Source organism: Fructilactobacillus carniphilus (genome assembly GCF_024029675.1).
Classification (GTDB): Bacteria; Bacillota; Bacilli; order Lactobacillales; family Lactobacillaceae; genus Fructilactobacillus; species Fructilactobacillus carniphilus.
In genome coordinates, this window is the sequence record NZ_CP097121.1 from 1,220,532 (window position 1) to 1,241,331 (window position 20,800).

Genomic DNA, 20,800 nt, shown 5'->3' on the forward strand with positions numbered 1-20,800 from the left:
CAGTCAGGAAAGGTCTTTTTTATAATCATTCAATTTACTTGTGGTGCTCTAAGGCACAGGCAATACTGTGGGCCAACATTCCAAAGATCATCATGTACATCGCTACCATCATTCCCATTTCGTTGGGCATCATCACGAAAACCACTAACGTAATGACCCAGAAAAGGGATAGCAACCAGTAAAATAACTTCATCAGGAAACCTCCTTGCTCAGTTTATTGACATTCTAACATAATTCATTTTAAAAGTAAGCCTTGACAAATAAGTCACCGGCGAGTAAGAAGGCCGCAATGGCAATCAAAATCCGAAGCAACTTGATGTTAACGTGCCGCACAATCTTAGGACCACAAAAGCCACCAATTAACAGGCCAATTCCCAGTGGTAACACAGCATGCCAAGCGACCGTGGTGGTCATGATAAAGTACGCTGACGAGCAAATGTTACAAGCAAAGGTCATCACATTTTTAACGGCGTTGTATTTCGCAAAACTTTCCCGGGTAATCACCGCTAAAATAGCTAAGAGAACCACTCCACCGGCAGCGCCAAAGTAACCAAGGTAGCCACCCACCAGGACAATCCCAAGGTAACTAGCTAGGGTTAAAACTTTATGCCGAGTCGGATGCATTTCAGCTTGGCGTAATCGTTCCTCTTCTTTGAGTTCCTTCCCACGACCCGAAAGTAGCAACATCACTCCGGCGACCAGGATGAAGAACGGCACGATTTTTTCAAAGGTTGAGGCTGGCGCTACCAGTAACAGCGCACTCCCGCTCACACTCCCAATGACGGCTAAAATGGTATAGCCAAGAGCACGGTGCCACTGTCCATGCAACTCCTTTAACGATGCTGGAATCGCACCAACTCCCGTAAAAATTAACGAAACCGTGTTGGTAACATTCGCAATTACCGGCGGAATTCCGACCATCAGCAGCGCTGGATAGGAGGCAATCGACGCCAATCCAGCAATCGTAGCCATCAAACCGGCGACAATCCCCGCTGCGATTAAAAAGATAAATTGTAAAACCATCTAGATTTAGACCCCTTTTTAAAATTTGAATGAACGTTTACTGGTTTCAATTATAGTATAAATAAAGGGATGGCGAACGTCGTATTCTAAAAAGACCATCTTACTGCGAATGGTTCTTAACTTTTAGTTCAGCTTAACCAGTATTTCGTTAGGTGACCCGCAGTTGCGGTTGCAGATGATAGGTCACCATGATTAACATATAAAAAAATTTCCTTGCCAGTCATCAGACCCTAGAAAATTTTAATATGCTTTAAAACTTATAATGCTAAATATATAAAAACGAAATTATCGACGTACTGATAAAAATAATTATATAGTAATTTTAGGTTACATTTATGTTATTAAGCCAACCAAAAAACGCTTCCCAATTAAATTGAGAAGCGTTTTTAGATTTTAGGAGTTAGCTAATTAAAGTTGAACGCCAAATTCATCAAAGTAGTGTTGTAACGGTAAGAGGTTTTCTCCTCCGTAGATGGCGAATAATTCTTCAATCGTCTTAGCTTGTTGATCTGATTTGTCAATCCGGTAGTTAGGACTAACCGTTTCAGAAACCTTGCCGTCTTCAATCTTAACCACTAAGTCTTCCACCGGTAAGGCCCGGTTGTCGTTGATGACAATGTCAATCAAGAATGGACGACCAGCTTTAACAGCTTCATTAGCTTGGTCAAAGGCAGCTGACAATTCAGCGAAGTTAGTTACTCGAACAGCGTCTAAGCCCATGGCTTTAGCAATTCCAGCAAAGTCTTGTGTTTGTAAGTCTAAGCCGAAGTATTGCATAGCAATGTCTTCTTGTTCACCCTTAATGAAGCTCAGGTCACCATTTTGGGTCACAATGTTGATAATTGGTAATTTGTACTTAACTTCCGTAACTAAGTCTTGCATAACCATTGACAAAGCACCGTCACCAGCAATGTTGAAGACTTGCTTGTCGGGTTCGTCTAGTTTAGCAGCAATAGCACCTGGAACCCCAGATCCCATCGTAGCAAACAAGGCGGAGATAACCCACTTCATTTGGTCGTTAAAGTTGAGGTATCTGAAGGAACTAATAATGTTATCACCAACGTCAATGGAGTAAATAGCATCTGGTTCGGCAATTCGGTTAATTTGTTTGTAAACTTGAGCAGGAGTTAAGCTATCTGACTCACTGTCCATAATCTTCTTGATGTATTCTTTCCAGTTTTGCATGTCAGCAACAGCTGCTTTGAAGAATGGACTTTCTGGAGCCGGTTCTGATTGGGCCAAAGCCTTTTCCACGAACTTCGTAGCGTCAGACCAGATGGCTAAATCTGGAACGTGGTGCCGACCTAACTGAATCGTGTTGTTATCAACTTGGATGTACTTGAATTCGTGACTAGCGTAAACGCTGTTCGCGAAGGCAAAGTCACCACCAATGGCAATCACTAAGTCAGCAGATGCTAAGATTTCATCAGCAGCCTTAGAAGCAGCCCGGTTAGCAGTTCCGATGTTTCCTTCGTAAGCTTTGTCAACGTAACCTTGAGCCAAACCATCCATGATTAACGGAACTTGTAACTTCTTGGAAAGTTCGATTAACTTGTCGCCACCGTTTTTGATTCCACGACCAACGTGGATTACGGGACGTTTAGCATCCTTCACCATTGCTAAGAAGTCGTTCACTTCTTCGCCAGTAGCAACTGGCTCTGGAGCTGGTTTAGCGTAAGTTGGAGCAGCTGAATCGTAACGAACGTCTGGAATTTCTGCAAAGCCAAAGTCGTTTGGAATGACAACCACTGCAACCCCCTTGTTAGCGTAAGCAGCGTGAATGGCTTGATCCACAACGTGTGGCAAGCTTTCCGGAGTCATTACTACTCGATCGTAAACAGAAACATCTTCAAACATTGGTACTTCTGGGAATTCCTGGAAGTAGTCGTAGTTCATGTTGTTATGTGCAACTTGACCAACGATGGCCAAAACGGGAACCTTGTCTTCCTTAGCATCGTATAAACCGTTTAACATGTTAACGGCACCAGGACCGGCAGAACCGAAAGCAACACCAATGTGACCAGTTAATTTAGCGTGCGCAGCAGCAGCTAAAGCCCCGACTTGTTCGTGCCGAATTTGAATGTAATTGATGTTGTCCTTTTCTACATCCAAAGCGTGTAGAGTTGAGTTAATGGAACCACCAGGGTAACCATAAACATCTTTAACTCCATAGGCTTCTAAAACCTTCACCATGGCAACTGCAGCAGGAATCTTGTTTACATCTTTCATAATCTTTACCTCCATTTCATATCCTAATCTTAGCACCACTTGAAAACGCTTTCAAGAGTTAAACCCATTTTTTTCAAATTTTTTTGGTTCTTATATAAAAAAAGCCAGCTTTCCTTCAGCTGGCTAATTTTTTTGCAATTTACGGTGTTTTTGATGGAGTAGCAATCCAATGGTGACGGGAATTGTAAGGATAACTCCAATGGATGAGATAATCGTCATGATGAACTCGGACACAAAAATTTTATCGTTGAGCACCATTCCCAAGGTGTAATGCAACCGAGCAAACCAAATGAATAAGCCAATCAGTTCACCGTAAAAACCGAAAAAGAGGGTATTGAAGGCCGTTCCCACAATTTCTTGGCCGACCCGCATCCCGGTTTGTTTTAACTTCTGATCGCTAATCTTAGCGTCATGATCTTCTAATTCGACTAACCCGGTAGCCACCGCTACGGCTGCTTCCGCCACGGCTCCCAGACAACTCAAAATCGTCATGGCACAGGAAACGTCTAAAAAGCGAACCCCGAGTTGTAAAGACATTCCCTCCATGTCTTCCGTATTTTCTACGCCAAAACCTTGGACCTGCGCCCAGTGTTCCACGGGAATGATTAACAGAATGACTAAGCCCACCACGATTAAAGAAGTGACAAACGCAATGTCAGCGTTGCGTCCCTGTTGGTTCCCAAAGTAAATTGAAACCACCAAAATGATAACGGCGTTACAGAGCGTTACCACTAAGTATGGAATGCCCCAGGAAATCAGAACCACGGAAAGAAACACAACCGCAAAGTTAAATAGCAAGCCGAGAAACGAAACCAGTCCCTGGCGTCCACCGGCCAGCAGCATCGCTCCCAGTAATACCAGGACTAAAACACTAATTGTACTCATTTGAACACCTTCATTTCACAAATTCCACCGGCTAAGACTCCTGTAATCGGGACGGTTAGGGCAATTCCAATTCCACTAATTAAACTCTGAACAATTCCTAGCGACATAATCATGGAATACGAGTAACCCCAACTGTTTCCGTTCTTTAAGAACAGAATCATCATGGGAAAAGTACTAGCCACAAAGATTAAAAAGAGCACGTTAATCAACGGACCCATGATGGAGCGACCAATCTTTCTGGCATTGGCAAACAACTCCGCAAACCGCATCGTTGGCTTCTCGCGGTACACGGCAAAGACACTAGAAGTGATGTCCGCGGATAAATCCATGATGGCTCCTAACGAACCAATCATACTGCCGGCAAAGAACAGCGGCAGTCGTTGTTGGGTCACGTAGTCCATCATTTCAAACTTCATCCCGCGCTGGTGGGTCAGACTTAAAACCAGCCAAGCAATGATGAGCGCCGCGGCGGTTCCCAAAATCGTGGCAATGATAGCCACCACTGTTTCTTTAGAGCGCCCAAAGATTAACAACGCCGTGATAACCGTAAAGACCACGGCCAAGCCTGCAAACAGTACGAAGGGATTCCAATCCGTCCGGACGTCCAGTTCCACCACCATGAAGAACAGCAACGCGTTCACCACTAAACTCAGCAACGCCATTGACCCGCGGAACTTAAGGATTAGTAACAACAAACTAACTGTAAGCCAGATTAGGAACACCACGACAGTATCGCGCTTAAATCCGTTAATCAAACTGGAGGTATGGCGGTTCGTCCGCCCACTCAGGTGCAAAAAGACCTGTTGTCCCGGATGGTATTCCTGATCGGTGGCACTAGAACCAGAAAATTGATTTTGAATTTGCAACGTTTGCCCGCGTTTTTTTCCGTTCAAAATTTTCAGGGTGACCGTTTGGTTTTGCTGGTAATCCTGATTGCGGAACTCATCAGTGGTCTTCATCCGCGGTCCGTTCTTCACCTGCTGGACCTCAGCCACCGTCTGACTGTATAACGGTGCATCATAGTGGGTAACCAAAATGGCCACCGCACCAACGATTAGAACCACCAACAGCCACCACCATTTCACCGTAACCTGGGGTTTAATTCTACGCATCATGATTCCTTCTTTCCTTATTTATGGTACGGACTGTTGCTATTAATCATAAAGGCCCGATAAATTTGCTCACAGAGCACTACCCGCATCAACTGATGTGGCAACGTGAATTTCCCAAATGATAATTCCGCGTCAGCGCGTTGCAAAACGGCTGGGGATAATCCCAGTGATCCTCCAATGATAAAGGTTAAATCTGAATGGCCGTAGGTGGTTAAGCCCTTGATTTGTTGCGCGAATTCTTCCGAGGTTAGCTGTTGTCCGTTAATTGCTAAAGCAAACACGTATTCACGGTCGCCCACCTTGTCCAAGATTCGTTCCCCTTCCTTGCCCATCACCTGCTCCATCTCAGCGATGCTCAAAGATTCGGGAGCCTTTTCGTCGCGGACTTCAACTAGTGAAAATTTACAAAAACGAGAGAGGCGTTTGCGATACTCCGCAATAGCAGCTGCAAAGTATTTTTCTTTTAATTTTCCCACGACCACTAGTTTAATGTTCATAACTATCATCCTTTCAACAGTTTATCCACAAAGTTATCCACAGAAAAATAAATTTTCCGCTGTTTTTCCTCAATTTTTCCCACCTGTGATTTCCGTAATTTTGTCAACAACTTTTTTAGTTATCCACATTTTCAACAGCAACATCTGTTCGTTAACCCAGAAAAAAAGGTTGTGAAACGCTGGTATATCAACATTAAAAAATCAGCAAAAAATGTTCCTCAAAGTTATTAACAGACGCTGTGGATAACTTTTAACAACTTATGAACGAGCTCTAATTGCCATCACAACTGGATTTTCTTTTATCACCTAAACTTATCCACAAAGTTATCCACTAAAAGTTAATTCCAACTATCGCAGTGACTATTTTTCCCAAACTTTCAGCGCGTGAAACTTTTTTTGTTCGGTTTTATCCTAACGCAACATTCACTTACTTAGTTCCTTTCTACCATATCATTTTTTACCCTAGTAACTGAGACCTGTGCCTAACGGTTACATTTTGAGCAAATAAAAAAGCACGGAGCAATTACTGCTTTCGTGCTCAATTAATATTAGAGATTCAGCAACGGGGAGGCTTTTTCCACGTCCGTATCAAACAACTGAAAGTCGTGACCCACCCCAAGCCCGTTATTTTTCATAATTGACGCCACTGTTAATCGAGCTAGTGCCTTGGTGTTATTGTGGTGACTTCGGTGCGCCAAAAAGATCCGTTTGGTCTTTAGACCCATCACATCCATCAAAATTTCCGTACTATCCTGATTGGATAAGTGCCCGGTCGAGCTATTAATCCGGAGTTTCGTGGAATAGGAATAATCTCCGTTCATTAGCATCTCAGGGTCATAGTTACATTCAAAAAGATAGGCATCAGCGTTCCGAATTAACCCCGCCACGTGATCAGATACCGAACCGGTATCGGTAATAATCACAAAACTTTTTCCGTTATGATGATAGTTATAAAACTGAGCGTGAGCCGCATCGTGAGCCACTGTGAAACTCTCAACGTCAAGATCACCCCATAGTTCCGTGGTATCTGGATCAAACACGTATTTCTGTTCCACCGGAATCTTCCCAATTTTGCCATCCATGGCGCGCCAGGTCTCTTCGTTCGCGTAAACGTTCATCCCGTACTTACGGGCGAGAATTCCCACCCCCTTGGCATGGTCCGTGTGTTCGTGAGTAACCAGCATGGTATCAACATCAGCTAAATCCTTGCCAATCCCCTCCATCAACCGTTTAATTCGGATTCCGGATAAGCCAGCGTCTTGGATAACTTTGTGCTGAGGCGTTTCAATGTAGGTACAATTACCGCCACTTCCACTCGACAACACGCTAATTTTAAAATCATCCGCACTCATTAATTTCCCACGCTTTCTACTTTTGCTTTCCCATTTTGTTGTTCTTGCAATTTTTCCGTGCTGACGGAAGCCCCATTAAAGGCGTTAATCCGCTTAATTTGGACCTTATTATTCGATTTACTGTTAATGGCGACGACCCAGGTTGGAATGTAAACTTCCTTCCCGTTCAGCTCCAAGAAGCGGGTGTAGGCAAGTTTGGTCCAGAGAATTTTAGTATTATTCGGTAACTCATTGTACTGATACAAACTAATGATGGCCCGTTCTTCCGTAATCAAATCATTCTTTTCGTGCAAAATCTTCACGTTGGTAAGTTCTCGTTGCGTATAACCCACCACCTGCTGATCAGCCACACTAAAGGTGATTTGGGCATTAGAGGAGAAGAAGGGACCTTGTTTCCCTTGTTGTGAATAAACCACTTTGGTAGCACTAGAAAGGTCACGATCATAGCGGTATTGAGCAGCATCCAACACAAACCCCTTTTTCCGCATTAACCGGTTCAAGGTCCATTCCGGATGATTAGGATTAACCTTCACAGTTGACTTAAAATCACTCACAACCGCACCGTTTTCGCTGCGGGCATTTTGGTTCTTCAGCTCGCCTAACCGCGCTTCAAAATGATCCTGCGGTTCTGCCGATAGGTAATAACCGGTCTCCTTTTTGTTACTAAGGTTGCCGAACTTGATGTTATCCCGTTTCATATCCCGCACAATCGCACTGTTCACACTCCCGGCGTTCTCACTGTCGTCTTGAACCTTACTGTTCTTGGTCATCATAAACAAAAACACGTCGATTACAATGAAAGCAATCAAGAAGATTCCCTGAATTCGTTTAAAATTCATTAGAAATTCTCCTTTCGTGCTTTGGCAAAATTACCCTGCTCCAAGTCCTGATAGTTCACCCATTGGTTGTTATACTTCACAAACCAACTTGGTCGCAACAAGATTAGCAACTTATGCTCATCGTTTGGAACAATTTGATATCCAATTTGGACGTTACTAATTTTTTTAGTGTCTACGTTAGCTTTGATTAATTCCGCGAGCAAATCCTTACTACTTGGCAGCGTCGTCTGTTGTTCCTCAGTTGGAACCGGAATTTGAAAGTCCCGGAGCGAGAATTGGTAGCGTTCGGTCGTTCCGTTCAAAAATTGATAAGTATAGTTCCCGAGCTGTTGGTCCCCAAAAATTGGAAACCCATCAATAAAGGACCGGTACACTACCGTTTTGTCCTGCTTTTGGTACGTATCAAATTGGGATGATGCCAGTGGGACTCCAAGTTGAACCGCATTTTTATAAGCCACCTGCAACGCGTCTTCTTTCGTCTTCACGGTCTTTTGGGGCCGGAAGTTGTTGTAAGTCACGTCGTCATTACCAGTAAAGGTTAGATCCTGATTGGCCGACGAGTAAATGGTATCATCCTGATGGTGTTTCACAGTCGTATCCGTACTGTTTCCAATAATCCGGCTTAGATACGTAGATTGAGACTGCTCTTGCAACATGTATCCGTAATCCTTGAGCTTAATCTCATGTGGAAAATAGAGAAACGGTTTGTTATTCAAGTCCCGAATCTCGACCCGGTTACTAACGACATCGTGAGCCAGAGTTCGGTGTAGTTGCTTTAAATTTAAGTTCTTAATGCTGGCCTCATAAATTTGGTAGTTCTGATCGTTTAAAAAATAAATGTTGCCTTTGTCATCTAAAGGCACCACGATTCGTTGGAATTGTTGCCGCTTGGAAAAGAGATCCGTTTGCTTTAAAACCTGTCCGAGAATCGGAGCCGACATGCTATCGTTGTAATTCAACGTCAGTGAGTTGGGTTGATTTAAAACGTCAAAGTAGCGTTGCTTCTTGTCCGTGCTAACTCGCTTTAAATCATTCATTTCTGTTCGGCGGAACTGTTTTATTAGTGTCCCCACAATATTGGTGGTAGGAGAAGTCAGCATCTTTTGGTGTTGATGATCATCCGTTTTAATCACTCGCAGGGGAGAATAAACGTCCTGCAGCGGGCGGACGTTGGTATCATTATGCAACGCCACCGACCGGTTTTGGTGCGTCTTACTACTAAACCGTGCCGGATTCGTTAGTAATGAAACCGACAAAACCACGCTAATCAGTACGGCCAGTGTTAGTGAAAGTGGTAAAAAATAGCGTTTAAGCTTCTCCATCATCCCAAAGGTCCTCCTCAATTGATTCATATGGAAGTGAGATATAGAAGGTGGATCCGCGACCTTCCGTACTTTCGACCCGGATGGAACCACCAAATGATTCGATGATTTCCTTCGAAATGGCCAGACCAAGTCCACTTCCTCCTTGGGCCCGCGACCGCGCTTTGTCTACCCGGTAGAACCGATCAAAGATGTGTTTTAAAGCACTTTGAGGCATTCCCAGTCCTTGGTCACTAATACTCAAGACCACGCGGTTATGGTTTTCATACAACCGACAGGTAATCACACCCCCGTCTGGAGAATACTTCACCGCGTTGTTCATGATGTTATCAATCACCTGGGTAAAACGGTCCGGATCAATTTCTGCCCATAAATCCTGCGTGGTGAACTCCCGCTGAATCCGATAGTGCTTCTTTTCATCATTTTTCACAATCATATCGAAACGATCTAAGATGTAGTTAAAAATCTTATTGATGTTAACCAGTTCACTATCGTACTTCTGCGTTCCCGAGTCCATCCGTGACAAGGTCAAGAGATCGTTAATCATCCGAATCATCCGGTCCGTTTCATCCTGGGTCACGTGCAAGAATTTGGGAGCGAGCTCCGGATCCTTCCAAGCGCCGTCCGTCAGGGCTTCTAGGTAAGAATGAACGCTCGTTAATGGCGTTCGTAACTCATGCGACACGTTGGATACAAACTGGCGCCGGTCTTCATCAATTTTTTGTTGCGCTGTAACGTCATGGAACACACATACTAACCCGTTGATGAACCCAGATTTGCGTTGAATCAACGAAAAATGAGCTGACAAAATCAACCGGCGTTCTGCTGTTGAAAAGTCAAGGTAGACCTGCCCCGGGTCTTCAATCAAATCCCGCAGGTTATATTGATCCTCTAACTTCAAGACCTTGAGAATTGGTTGCCCCACGACCGCTTGTTTTGAAGTTCCCAGCAACTCAATCGCTTCATCATTCACAATCGTAACCAGTCCCCGGCGATCGGTAGCCACCACGCCATCTGTCATGTTATCTAGCACCGAATCCAGCCGGCGTCGCTCCGACTCCGTGGATTCTTGGGATTCTTCCACCTGCACCGACAAATTGTTAACAGCATGCGCTAGTTGACCCAGCTCATCGTTACCATATACCTGCACGTGCCCTGAATAATCGCCCCGTGCAATCTGTTCGGTCTGGCGCTTCAATTCATCAATCGGCTTGGTAATCGTGCGCGAAATAATCAGCGTCAGTAAGAGTCCCAGGATAATCGACAGGACAGCCGCAAACAAGTAAATAATCGTGATGTTGTTAATGTTACGGTACACCTGACTTAGGTTAGCCCGGATGTACACGACCCCTTCGATGTTATTCTGATTCTTTGCGCTGTTAATCAAAGGCGTTACCTGAATATAATACCGATTATTGTTACTGGAAGTCGTTTTTTCAATTGTTTTGCTACTATATAGCGCCGTCTTAATGTCGCCATCGGTATTCTTTTGGCCAACCAACGACTGTTCATTGTTTTGATTAGTCCCCCGAATGTTACCCCGGGCATCCACCACCGTCACTTCGGCGTTATTGCTAACGTCCGCATCCTGTAAAATTGTTTGAATCTGCTTGTTCGCTTTAATTTGATTCCGGCTGGCTAACTGTTTCTTTAGCGACGTATTAATGTACGGCTTTAGTTGAATCGATTCCTTAAATGTGTTGAGGTTTTGATACTCCAACTGCCGCACAAAAACGGCCCCCACGGTTTCGAGCGTTAACAGCATCATTAACACGAAGACTAACGCAATTTTAAAGTGAATGGATTTAAAAAACTTCCATTTTAGGGCCATGCTGTTGCTCCTTCAGTCTCATTCGTTGGGTTACTTAGCTTCTGGATTATCACGCACATAATAACCCACCCCACGTCGAGTAACCAACCACTGGGGGTGACTAGGATCGTCTTCAATCTTTTCCCGCAGCCGCCGAACCGTCACGTCTACGGTCCGAACGTCCCCAAAGTAATCATAGCCCCACACAGTTTGGAGGAGGTGTTCCCGCGTCATCACTTGCCCGCTGTGCTGGGCCAGGTAGTGAATTAGTTCAAATTCGCGGTGGGTTAAATCAACCGGAGCTCCATCTTTCGTCACGGAATACGAATCCGGATGAATCGTGAGATTTCCAATCGTAATGTCACGTTGTTCGTTATCAGCTGGTCCCGCTGCTTCGTTAGCTACTGACTGCCGGCGCAAATTCGCCTTCACCCGGGCCACTAGTTCTCGGTTGGAAAATGGCTTCGTCACATAATCATCAGCTCCGATTTCAAGTCCAAGTACCTTATCTAACTCGGAATCCTTAGCAGTCACCATGATAATCGGCATGTCGTGGGTCTTGCGAATCTCCTTAGCCACTTCCAAACCGTCCATCTTCGGCAACATTAAATCAAGGATGACCAAATCGGGATGATCATCTTCAACCTTCGCCAGCGCTTCTTCTCCGTCATAAGCAACGATGACCTCGTAACCTTCTTTTTCTAAACTAAATTTTTCAATGTCTGTAATGGGTTTTTCGTCATCAACGACTAGTATTTTTGCCATCTTTTTCAATGCTCCTATCGTTAATTTTGCGGTTTAAATCAGGAATTGATTAAGACTTACACAATCGCTCAATCATGATTAGTATATCACACCTCTCACCCAATCCTGTTGCCTCCACTCTAGCTTACTCCCTTGATCTGGTCATTTTTTTGCAAAAAAAGGTTGCGCGTTGGTAGAGTCCATGCTAATATAATACATGTACTTTTGATTTGGGCAGTTAGCTCAGCTGGCAGAGCAACGGACTCTTAATCCGTGGGTCCAGGGTTCGATCCCCTGACTGCCCATCCCAAGGACGACTATGATGGTCGTTCTTTTTTTATGCTCATTTTTAACCATCACCATTTAACCGATGGGGTTACAATGAAAACAACCCGTTTCGTGTTAAATTAATTGAATAAAGGAGAAACTACTAATGAAAAGTTGGCAGCAAATTGCAAAAATTACCCGCCTGCACTCGTTAATCGCATCGGTACTCCCGTTTTGTCTGGGGTTATTATTCGCCCTCTTTCAGTACCAAGCAGTAAATGCTGTAAACAGTGTGATTTTCTTTTTAATTACCTGTCTCATGCAAATTATCGTCAACCTCTTTGATACCTACAAAGACTACAAAAATGCATTAAAATATCATCTGACCCAAGAAGAGGATGGCATCTTTTCAAAGGTGAAGAACGCGACTGAGGCACGGAACCTCAAACTAACAATCTACGGACTCACCTTAGTGGGAGCGTCGCTCGCTTTGTGGTTGGTCCTGCGAACCAGTCCCGTCATTTTACTACTCGGTCTCACCGGGGCCGCCGTCGGTTACCTCTATAGTGGCGGACCTCATCCCATTCAAAATGGACCACTGGGCGACGTAGCTTCGGGAATCATCATGGGTTACATCATTTCGTTAGCATCCGTCTTGATTAACATCCAACCCAGTCAATTTAGTTGGAGCATTGCTGGTAAAATGATTCTAGTCGCCGGCATTGCCGTCTGTGCAATTACCAATATTAGTCTAGCCAACAACCTCTGTGACTATGATGAAGACGTCAAGTTCCACCGGTTTACCAGCGTTAGTTACCTAGGCAAAGAGGGAACGCTGCGCTTTTACGCCATAAACTACATCATTGGCTATCTGTGCACCTTCATTTCCATCTGCCTCGGTTGGTTGCCGTGGTCGACGATTCTGGTCTTACTGACGATTCCGTTAGTAATTAAAAACACCCGCCGCTTTTGGCAGGTGCAGAGTAAACAAAAAAACTTTGTATTGACGATTCGCAATGACATTGCCATCACGTTCGCCGTAGTGCTCTCAACCATCATCTACGCCTTGTTTCAGGTGTGAACAAAAAGCGTCTCCCATTTTTTCAATGGAAGACGCTTTTTTTATTGGTTGGCTTTCGCATCAATGCGATAACCGTATAGAGTAATTAGCGAACTGACAATGATGATGGCTACTCCAATCATAGTCGATAGACTGCTGTGTTCCCCAATTAGGAAGAACGCAAAGATTGGCGATAGCACTGGTTTAAAGAAGAACACCAATGAGGCCATCGTGACACCACCTTCTTGTAAGGCGAGGAAGTAAAAGGCAAAGCCTCCTCCGGTTACAGCGACCCCAACGAACAATAAAATCCAAAGGTTTGGCAGGTTAACGTTAGTTAAAATCGGAATGTCCGCAAACGGTTTTAACCAACCAACGGATCGCATTCCGGCTGCGACGGGCGGAATCTTGGTGATCAAGATTAATCCTAGCAGCTCAATCGCTCCGGCAATGAAGGTAAAACCAGTCATTACCACTCCGTCAAGTTGTACCCGCAGGGATGAGGCCTGCGACATGATGCTGTAAAAACCAAACGTGGCGGCTGCGAGGATCGCAAAGAAAATTCCCAGCGGATCCGTTAGTTTAAACGGATTGACGATTACCAATAACCCAATCACAGACAGCACTAACGAAATTACATCAGCCCGCGAAACGTGCTCGTGCAAAATCAGATAGGCAAAGATTAACGCAAACACCGGATTACAACTGAACAGGACGGCGACAATTGCCGGTTCTCCGTATTCAATCGCCAATTGGTACAGCGTCATCGAAATGACCACGCACAGAAAGCCGGTTAGTCCAAAGACCTTCCAATCCGACCAATGAAGCTGGCGTTGCTGCTTTTTTAAATGGGAAAAGGCAAACGGGAGAATTACTAGTCCCCCGAGCGTGAATCGAATCAAGTTCAGTTGAATCGGATTGAACTGATTTCCGGCGGACTTTAACGCAATTTCCATTAAACTAAATAAAACGGTTGAAAATAAGACGTAAATTAATGATTTTTTCATTGTATGAATTCTCCTCTTCCTTTCCAAAATACAAAAAAAAGGGGAAAATTGCAAATTCAGCTAAAAAGCAGAACTACCGTTAGGCCAGTTCTGCTTTTTAAAAAAATGAAGTTTTCCAAATTTCATAGTAATGATAATTAATTTGTTTGGCGGTTAGACCACGATTAGATGCAGTGGTAAACGTGTTAAGACTAACTTGAACTTGAAAATCTAAATGAACTGCTACTTTAATCGTCGTGTCAATGCAAAAATCGGTTTGTGCGCCGCAAATTTGTAATCGTTCAATTTGGTGATCTCGAAGATAACTTTCTAAGGGAGTGTGCCAAAATGCATCAGCCCGCGTCTTTTTTAAATACAAAGCCTCTCTGGGACAAATTAAATCATCAATTAATTCACCTGACTCGCTTCCACTTGGCAAATCATCATCAACATGCTGAAAAAAGATGATTGGCAGGTTATGACGTTGATAAGTTTTGATTAATTGGTTAACGTTGTGCACCACTTGATCCATTTGAAAGAGATCTTTAAGTCCCTTTTGTAAATCAATCACAATCAATACCTGCTTCATCTATTGCTCCTTTTGTTTCACATGAAACAAAGACTAATCGTTAGTCCCCGTTATAAATCGTATCCTTCACAATCACATAGTCAACCGTCTGTAACGCCTGCAAATCGCGGCCCCCCGCGTAGGAAATCGATGACTGCAAGTCTTCCTTCATTTCTTGCAATGTATCATAGATACTGCCCTTGTAAGGAACCAATAGTTTCTTGCCTTCGACGTTATGATAAGCACCCTTTTGGTATTCAGAAGCCGAACCGAAGTATTCCTTGTACTTCTGACCACCTTCCTCGACTTCTTTCCCAGGTGATTCTAAGTGACCGGCAAACAGCGAACCAATCATACACATCGTGGCACCAAAGCGAATTGACTTGGCAATGTCACCATCGGTCCGAATTCCACCATCGGCCACAATTGGTTTGCGGGCTGCTTTAGCACAGTACCGGATAGCAGCTAGTTGCCAACCACCCGTTCCAAAACCAGTTTTAATCTTGGTGATGCAGGCTTTTCCGGGTCCCACTCCCACTTTGGTAGCATCGGCACCAGCATTTTCTAACGCCCGCACCCCTTCTGGAGTTCCGACGTTTCCGGCAATCACAAACGAAGTTGGTAGTTGTTCTTTAATGAACTTAATCATCTTAATAACGGAATCAGAGTAACCATGGGCAATGTCGATTGTAATGTACTCTGGTTCTAAGTGGTCCGCAGCTAGACTGGTAATAAAGTCGTACTCACCAGGTTTTACTCCCACGCTGATGGAAGCAAACAGTCCTTGGTTGTGCATCCAATTTACAAAGTCGTGCCGGGCTTCTGGTTGGAAGCGGTGCATCACGTAGAAGTAACCGTTTTGCGCTAACGAAACGGCCAAGTCTTCATTAATTACCGTTTGCATGTTAGCGGGAACAACGGGGAGCTTAAACTGCCGGCCCCCAAACTCGACCGTCGTATCGCACTCACTCCGGGAGTTCACGATACACTTGTTGGGAATCAATTGAATGTCATTATAATCAAATACTTCCATGGTTCACTCTCCTAATCACGAACATTAATGATTTTAAATTTTATTTCATTCGCAGACCTCTAATATCATACCGAAGCCCATGATAATAGTCAATCAATCGGACCAAACAAAAAAGCGAAACCCGCTGGGATTTCGCTATTCTGGGGTGTTGGCCACCGAAGTAAATTTATTAAATGATTTTACAAACATCAGATTAACCGTGCCCCGTGGACCCGATCGATTCTTTTCAATGATGACTTCAACCATTCCCACGTTATTATCGGCATCCTCGCGTGGATCTATGTCAGCATCATCATCATCATTGCCGTTTTCGCCGTCACGTTCATAATAATCATCTCGATACAGAAAGGCCACGATGTCCGCATCCTGTTCAATCGAACCAGATTCCCGGATATCAGACAGCACTGGTCGTTTATCTTGACGTTGCTCTACACCCCGGGAGAGTTGGGACAGCGCAATGATTGGTACCTGTAACTCATTAGCTAATTTCTTAAGTTGGCGTGAAATTTCAGAAACCTCTTGCTGCCGACTTTCCCGAGTACTCCCTTCAATTAACTGGAGGTAGTCAATCACAATTAAGCCTAGACCACCATCTGGATCACGTTCGGATTCCTTTTTTAAGCGCCGACAGTTCGCCCGAATTGAAGCAATCCGGGCTCCCGGAGTATCATCGATAAAAATATTAGCAGTCGACAGGGTCCCCATGGCCATTGTTAGGTTATTCCATTCGTCGGCATTTAGTTCCCCAGTTCGGAGATGGTTAGCATCAATGCTACCTTCAGCACAAATCATTCGGTTCACCAATGATTCAGCGCTCATTTCTAAACTGAAGAGGGCAACGGTCTTGTTTGTCTTAACTCCCACGTTTTGGGCAATGTTAAGTGCAAAGGCAGTTTTTCCGACGGCTGGTCGCGCGGCTAAAATAACTAATTCTCCCGGATGCAGACCGGTCGTCATTTGGTCTAACGCCTTGTAACCCGTTGGTAATCCAGTTACATCGTCACCACCATTTTCAGCCAGCTCGTTAATGCTTTCAAATGCCTGGTCTAAAACATCTCGAATCGGTTGAAATCCGCTCTGATTTCGATCCTCCGACACGTCCATGATTTCTCGTTCCGCGTTATCTAAGAGTGTGTCGAGATCTTCATCTTCATCGTAACCATCCGTGGCGATTTTTGTTGCTGTTTCAATTAACCGGCGTAGAGTAGCCTTTTTGCTTACAATCTTGGCGTAGTAGGTTAGGTTGGCTGCGGTCGGCACCGATTCGGCTAGCTCAACAATCGCCGAAACCCCACCCACGTCTTCGAGCTGGTTCTGGCTCTTCAGTCGGTCCGTTACGGTGACGGCATCAATTCCTTCATCTTGATCGGCTAAATCCAGCATCGCTTGGTAAATCAACTGGTGAGATCGTTTGTAAAAATCATCCGGATGCAACAATTCCATGGCATCAGGCAGGGTCGTTGGGGCGAGAAAAATGGAACCTAGTACAGCCTTTTCCGCCTCGACGTTTTGCGGTGGCGTGTGATCCGTCAACACATCGTTATTCATACTCTAACCCTTTTCTTTACGTTGCTAGTAACCCTATTTTTCCGCAATGTGCACCCGAATGGTCCCCGTAACGCTGGGATGTAATTTAACGGGAACGTTGGTGTATCCCATTGCTTTAATTGGTTCAGCTAGTTCAATCTTACGTTTATCAATTTTAACTTGGTATTGGTCTGCCAATGCTTGGGCAATTTGTTTGCTGGTAATCGAACCAAACAAGCGTCCGTCTTTTCCGGACTTCGCTCGCAGTTCTACTACCGTGTCATCCTTTTCTAAAAAGGCTTTAAGTTGCTTGGCTTCTGCCAACTCTTCTTCAGCATTCTCTTCAGCGTGTTTTTGTTGGGCCTTTACCCGACTAATCGCTGATTTAGTAGCTGGTTCGGCTAAGCCATTCTTAATCAGGTAGTTTTGAGCGTATCCAGCTGGGACCTGCTTAATTTCTCCCCGTTTACCTTTCCCACGAACGTCTTCTAAAAAGATTACTTGCATAATAATCCACTCCTTTAGTTTTAATGTAACAAATTTAATTCCATTCTGCTATTCAGCCGCTGCCTCATCTTCAACCAGGCTATCCTGAATAGTGGTTTGCAGGAGCTCGCTGGCTTCTGGGACTGATTGATCCTTAATTTGCGTTGCTCCTGCTCCGAGGTGACCACCACCGCCCAGCTTTTCCATGATAACTTGGACGTTGATACTACCGTCACTCCGGGCAGAAATTCCAACGTTACCATCGTAACGCCGAAAGACCACGAAGGACGCTTCAACGCCATCAACCGACAGTAAAGAATCCACCGATTTGGCGGCCGTCACGGAATCATACTGAACATCATCCTCAGCCGTAATAATGGCAACGTGATCCGTCTCAAACTTCACTAACGAAATCAGATGATTTTCGGCCATGTAGTTTTTGACGTTTTCCTTCATAAACGACGAAATTTCATCGACGTTTGCTCCCGCCGACCGTAAGTAACTGGCAGCGTCAAACGTCCGTGTTCCCGTTTTAACGGTAAAGGACTGCGTATCAACCACGATTCCAGTCAACATAGCAGTCGCTTCCAAGTCATTCATCGGGTCCGCTGACTGCGACTGATACTCAAACATTTCCGTAATCAGTTCACAAGCTGACGAAGCGTAGGGTTCCACGTAGGCCAACAATGGATTGGCTGGGAACTCCTCGCCCCGCCGATGGTGGTCAATGATGACGACCCGATTTTCTAATTTCTGGTACAGGTCTTGAGCCACTCCAATCTTCGGGTTCGAGTGGTCGACCATGATCATCAAACTATCATCAGTTGCCAGTTTAACGGCTTCGTCACTGGTAATAATTGAATTTTGAATGTCTGGGTAGTCCTCAATCTTATCCAGCAGCCGCCGGATATCCGTGTGCACGTCCTGATTATTAAAGACGATGTAACACTCCTTGCCATTCATCTGCGCAATCCGCCGAATTCCCATGGCGGCCCCCCAGGAATCCATGTCTGGTTGTTGGTGTCCGTCCACAAAGATTTTGTCAGCAGTGCCCATCAATTGGACCAGCGCGTGGGTAATCATCCGGGCCCGAACCCGCGTCCGTTTCTCCATCGGATTGGTTTTACCCCCAAAGAAGATGGCCTTGCCATCCTTGGCTTTGATGACCGCTTGATCACCACCTCGACCAAGCGCTAGGTCTAAGTTACTTTGCGCTAGATCAGCCAGCCGGTTTAAATCCGTATCTCCATAAGCAATCCCGATACTCAAGGTAATTGGGAAATTTTGCTGGACGGTCCCCTTGCGAATCGTATCGAGCACGTTAAATTTATCTTTCTCCACGTCCCGTAATGACTGCACATACATCATGATGGAATAGTGTTCCGCATCAATCCGTTTGAGATAAATCCCATATTCTTGGGCCCAATCCGTCAGCTTATTCGTTACGTAGTTGCGCAAATTAGAAATTTCTTGATCAGACATAGATTGACTAACTTCGTCAAAGTTATCAAGATAAATTTCTCCAATCGCAATCTTTTCGTTTTCGTACTGTACCTCTAAATCAGCATAATGCGTAATGTCCATCATATAGATGGTCCGGTACTGGCGCTGAATCAAGAAATTAAAGTAATGGCCGTTCCAAGCCGCTTCAAACGATTGATCCTGATCCCAGTTCTTTTTAATTAGCTCTGCCAGTTGAGGTGCAACTTGGGAAATGGTACGCCCAACCACCCGCTCCGTCTGAAAGTACGGCTGCAGGTAGGGATTAATCCAACTCACTCGTTGAGATGAATCTAAAATCAAAACCCCTAGCGGCATTTCCAACAGTGATTCTTGTTCACCACGGTTAATTAAATACGAGAGCCGATCCATGTAATTATCTGCATTTTGTTCCACCACGTTGAGTTCCTTAATGATAAAGAAAAGGCCCACGCAGGCTAACACGAGTAGGACGACCCCAACCCATAAGTTATACAAAAACGCGATTACTAAGCCTAACACCAAGTTTAAGGTGATGAAAATCGCAATGGTCCGTAAGTGTTGATTATGCACAAACGGTGGCAATGCGAACGTCTTTTTTTCATTTTTCATCGTCTTCTCCTTTGCCAAATTAAGGCATTGTTAAGCTATATTCTATCACAAACTGCTCCACAAACAGGGATCAATCCCTAACTAGCTGAGAGATTCCTTAAAAAAAGCCATAAAAAAGAGCCCCTCGCAATTGAGAAGCTCTGTTAGTCAAACTTAGTCTTCCACCACGAATGGTAACAAGCCCATAATTCGAGCCCGTTTGATAGCGATGGTTAACTTCCGTTGGTTCTTAGCGCTAGTTCCCGTTACTCGACGTGGTAAAATCTTACCCCGTTCTGAGATGAACCGCTTTAATAAATCAACGTCTTTATAATCAATGTATTCAATGTGGTTAGCGGCAATGAAGTCGACCTTACGGCGACGACGTCCACCTCTTCTACCTCTTGAGTGTCTTTGTTCAGGCATGTTTTTCCCTCCTCGTTCGTTAATCGAATTTTACCATTCCTTAGAATGGCAAATCGTCATCGGAAATATCGATTTGGTCACCAGAACCCGCAAACGGATCGGCAGAGTTATCGTTCCCATTCTGGTTGTTGTTAGCCGGATTGGAATCTGATTGTCCGCCAAAGTTGTTGGATTGCGGCGTCCCAAATGGATTTTGTTGCGGAGCTTGGTTGCCCATGTTGTTATTGCCTTGTTGCCCACCGTTACGGGGTTCTAACAAGGTAAAGTTTTCAACCACGACTTCCGTTACATAAACTCGTTGGCCCTGCTTATTTTCGTAGTTACGCGTTTGAAGCCGCCCTTCTACTCCCAGCAGCGAACCCTTATGAACGAAGTTAGCAAGATTTTCAGCTGATTTCCGCCAAATAACACAATTAACGAAGTCAGCTTCCCGGTCACCATTTTGATTGGTGAAGCGGCGATCGACCGCTAGGGTAAAAGAACCCACGGCCGCGCCGCTTTGGGTGTATCGCAAATCAACATCTCGTGTTAAACGTCCGGTTAGGACGACGGTATTAATCATAC

The 20,800-nt window shown here is 44.7% G+C and carries 20 protein-coding genes and 1 tRNA gene; 2 read left to right on the plus strand and 19 right to left on the minus strand.

What is annotated here, in order from left to right:
• Window positions 1-34: 34 nt before the first annotated feature.
• The 11 genes from M3M37_RS06140 to yycF all read right to left on the minus strand — a co-directional run bounded on the left by M3M37_RS06140 (window position 35) and on the right by yycF (window position 11,834).
• Complete coding sequence (locus M3M37_RS06140; RefSeq protein WP_252794935.1) at window positions 35-193, minus strand: hypothetical protein; 159 nt, start codon at window positions 191-193, stop codon at window positions 35-37.
• Between the two features lie 47 nt (window positions 194-240).
• Entirely contained in the window at window positions 241-1,023 is a 783-nt protein-coding gene (locus M3M37_RS06145; protein ID WP_252794936.1) for a sulfite exporter TauE/SafE family protein, read from the minus strand.
• Window positions 1,024-1,431: 408 nt separating this feature from the next.
• Entirely contained in the window at window positions 1,432-3,252 is a 1,821-nt protein-coding gene (gene spxB / locus M3M37_RS06150; protein ID WP_252794937.1) for a pyruvate oxidase, read from the minus strand.
• Between the two features lie 123 nt (window positions 3,253-3,375).
• Entirely contained in the window at window positions 3,376-4,137 is a 762-nt protein-coding gene (locus M3M37_RS06155) for a YibE/F family protein (RefSeq protein ID WP_252794938.1), read from the minus strand.
• Window positions 4,134-5,249, minus strand: a complete 1,116-nt coding sequence (locus M3M37_RS06160) for a YibE/F family protein (protein ID WP_252794939.1) — start codon at window positions 5,247-5,249, stop codon at window positions 4,134-4,136. The genes M3M37_RS06155 and M3M37_RS06160 overlap by 4 nt, the downstream gene beginning before the upstream one ends.
• Before the next feature lie 17 nt (window positions 5,250-5,266).
• Window positions 5,267-5,746 (minus strand): 23S rRNA (pseudouridine(1915)-N(3))-methyltransferase RlmH, encoded by a 480-nt coding sequence (gene rlmH, locus M3M37_RS06165; RefSeq protein ID WP_252794940.1) that lies wholly within the window; start codon window positions 5,744-5,746, stop codon window positions 5,267-5,269.
• Window positions 5,747-6,294: 548 nt separating this feature from the next.
• Window positions 6,295-7,098 (minus strand): MBL fold metallo-hydrolase, encoded by an 804-nt coding sequence (locus M3M37_RS06170; RefSeq protein WP_252794941.1) that lies wholly within the window; start codon window positions 7,096-7,098, stop codon window positions 6,295-6,297.
• Entirely contained in the window at window positions 7,098-7,937 is an 840-nt protein-coding gene (locus tag M3M37_RS06175; RefSeq protein WP_252794942.1) for a two-component system regulatory protein YycI, read from the minus strand. Before M3M37_RS06175 ends, M3M37_RS06170 begins: the two co-directional genes overlap by 1 nt.
• Window positions 7,937-9,262 (minus strand): YycH family regulatory protein, encoded by a 1,326-nt coding sequence (locus M3M37_RS06180; RefSeq protein WP_252794943.1) that lies wholly within the window; start codon window positions 9,260-9,262, stop codon window positions 7,937-7,939. Before M3M37_RS06180 ends, M3M37_RS06175 begins: the two co-directional genes overlap by 1 nt.
• A complete protein-coding gene (walK, locus tag M3M37_RS06185) occupies window positions 9,246-11,090 on the minus strand; it encodes a cell wall metabolism sensor histidine kinase WalK (protein WP_252794944.1) in 1,845 nt (614 codons plus the stop codon). The genes M3M37_RS06180 and walK overlap by 17 nt, the downstream gene beginning before the upstream one ends.
• Window positions 11,091-11,120: 30 nt before the next feature.
• Window positions 11,121-11,834 carry a response regulator YycF gene (gene yycF, locus M3M37_RS06190; RefSeq protein ID WP_252794945.1) on the minus strand — a complete coding sequence of 238 codons (714 nt, stop codon included), beginning with the start codon at window positions 11,832-11,834 and terminating at the stop codon, window positions 11,121-11,123.
• A gap of 211 nt (window positions 11,835-12,045) precedes the next feature.
• Between yycF and M3M37_RS06195 the strand changes: the two genes are divergently transcribed.
• Window positions 12,046-12,118, plus strand: a tRNA-Lys gene (locus tag M3M37_RS06195).
• Between the two features lie 128 nt (window positions 12,119-12,246).
• On the plus strand, window positions 12,247-13,161 hold the full coding sequence (locus tag M3M37_RS06200; protein WP_252794946.1) for a prenyltransferase: 915 nt from the start codon (window positions 12,247-12,249) through the stop codon (window positions 13,159-13,161).
• Between the two features lie 41 nt (window positions 13,162-13,202).
• Here M3M37_RS06200 and M3M37_RS06205 read toward each other — a convergent pair whose 3' ends face one another.
• From M3M37_RS06205 to ssb, 8 genes are all read right to left on the minus strand, one after another.
• Complete coding sequence (locus M3M37_RS06205; RefSeq protein ID WP_252794947.1) at window positions 13,203-14,147, minus strand: DMT family transporter; 945 nt, start codon at window positions 14,145-14,147, stop codon at window positions 13,203-13,205.
• A 97-nt stretch (window positions 14,148-14,244) separates the two neighbouring features.
• Window positions 14,245-14,715, minus strand: a complete 471-nt coding sequence (locus M3M37_RS06210) for an isochorismatase family protein (RefSeq protein WP_252794948.1) — start codon at window positions 14,713-14,715, stop codon at window positions 14,245-14,247.
• Between the two features lie 40 nt (window positions 14,716-14,755).
• The gene (locus M3M37_RS06215) at window positions 14,756-15,727 is read right to left on the minus strand and encodes a GMP reductase (protein ID WP_252794949.1); all 972 of its coding nucleotides are present in this window, start codon (window positions 15,725-15,727) and stop codon (window positions 14,756-14,758) included.
• Window positions 15,728-15,862: 135 nt separating this feature from the next.
• Complete coding sequence (dnaB, locus tag M3M37_RS06220; protein ID WP_252794950.1) at window positions 15,863-17,275, minus strand: replicative DNA helicase; 1,413 nt, start codon at window positions 17,273-17,275, stop codon at window positions 15,863-15,865.
• A gap of 33 nt (window positions 17,276-17,308) precedes the next feature.
• A complete protein-coding gene (gene rplI / locus M3M37_RS06225) occupies window positions 17,309-17,761 on the minus strand; it encodes a 50S ribosomal protein L9 (RefSeq protein WP_252794951.1) in 453 nt (150 codons plus the stop codon).
• 48 nt (window positions 17,762-17,809) lie between these two features.
• Complete coding sequence (locus M3M37_RS06230) at window positions 17,810-19,831, minus strand: DHH family phosphoesterase (protein WP_252794952.1); 2,022 nt, start codon at window positions 19,829-19,831, stop codon at window positions 17,810-17,812.
• Between the two features lie 153 nt (window positions 19,832-19,984).
• Complete coding sequence (gene rpsR, locus M3M37_RS06235) at window positions 19,985-20,236, minus strand: 30S ribosomal protein S18 (protein ID WP_252766546.1); 252 nt, start codon at window positions 20,234-20,236, stop codon at window positions 19,985-19,987.
• A gap of 40 nt (window positions 20,237-20,276) precedes the next feature.
• Entirely contained in the window at window positions 20,277-20,798 is a 522-nt protein-coding gene (ssb, locus tag M3M37_RS06240) for a single-stranded DNA-binding protein (RefSeq protein ID WP_252794953.1), read from the minus strand.
• Between the last annotated feature and the right edge of the window lie 2 nt (window positions 20,799-20,800).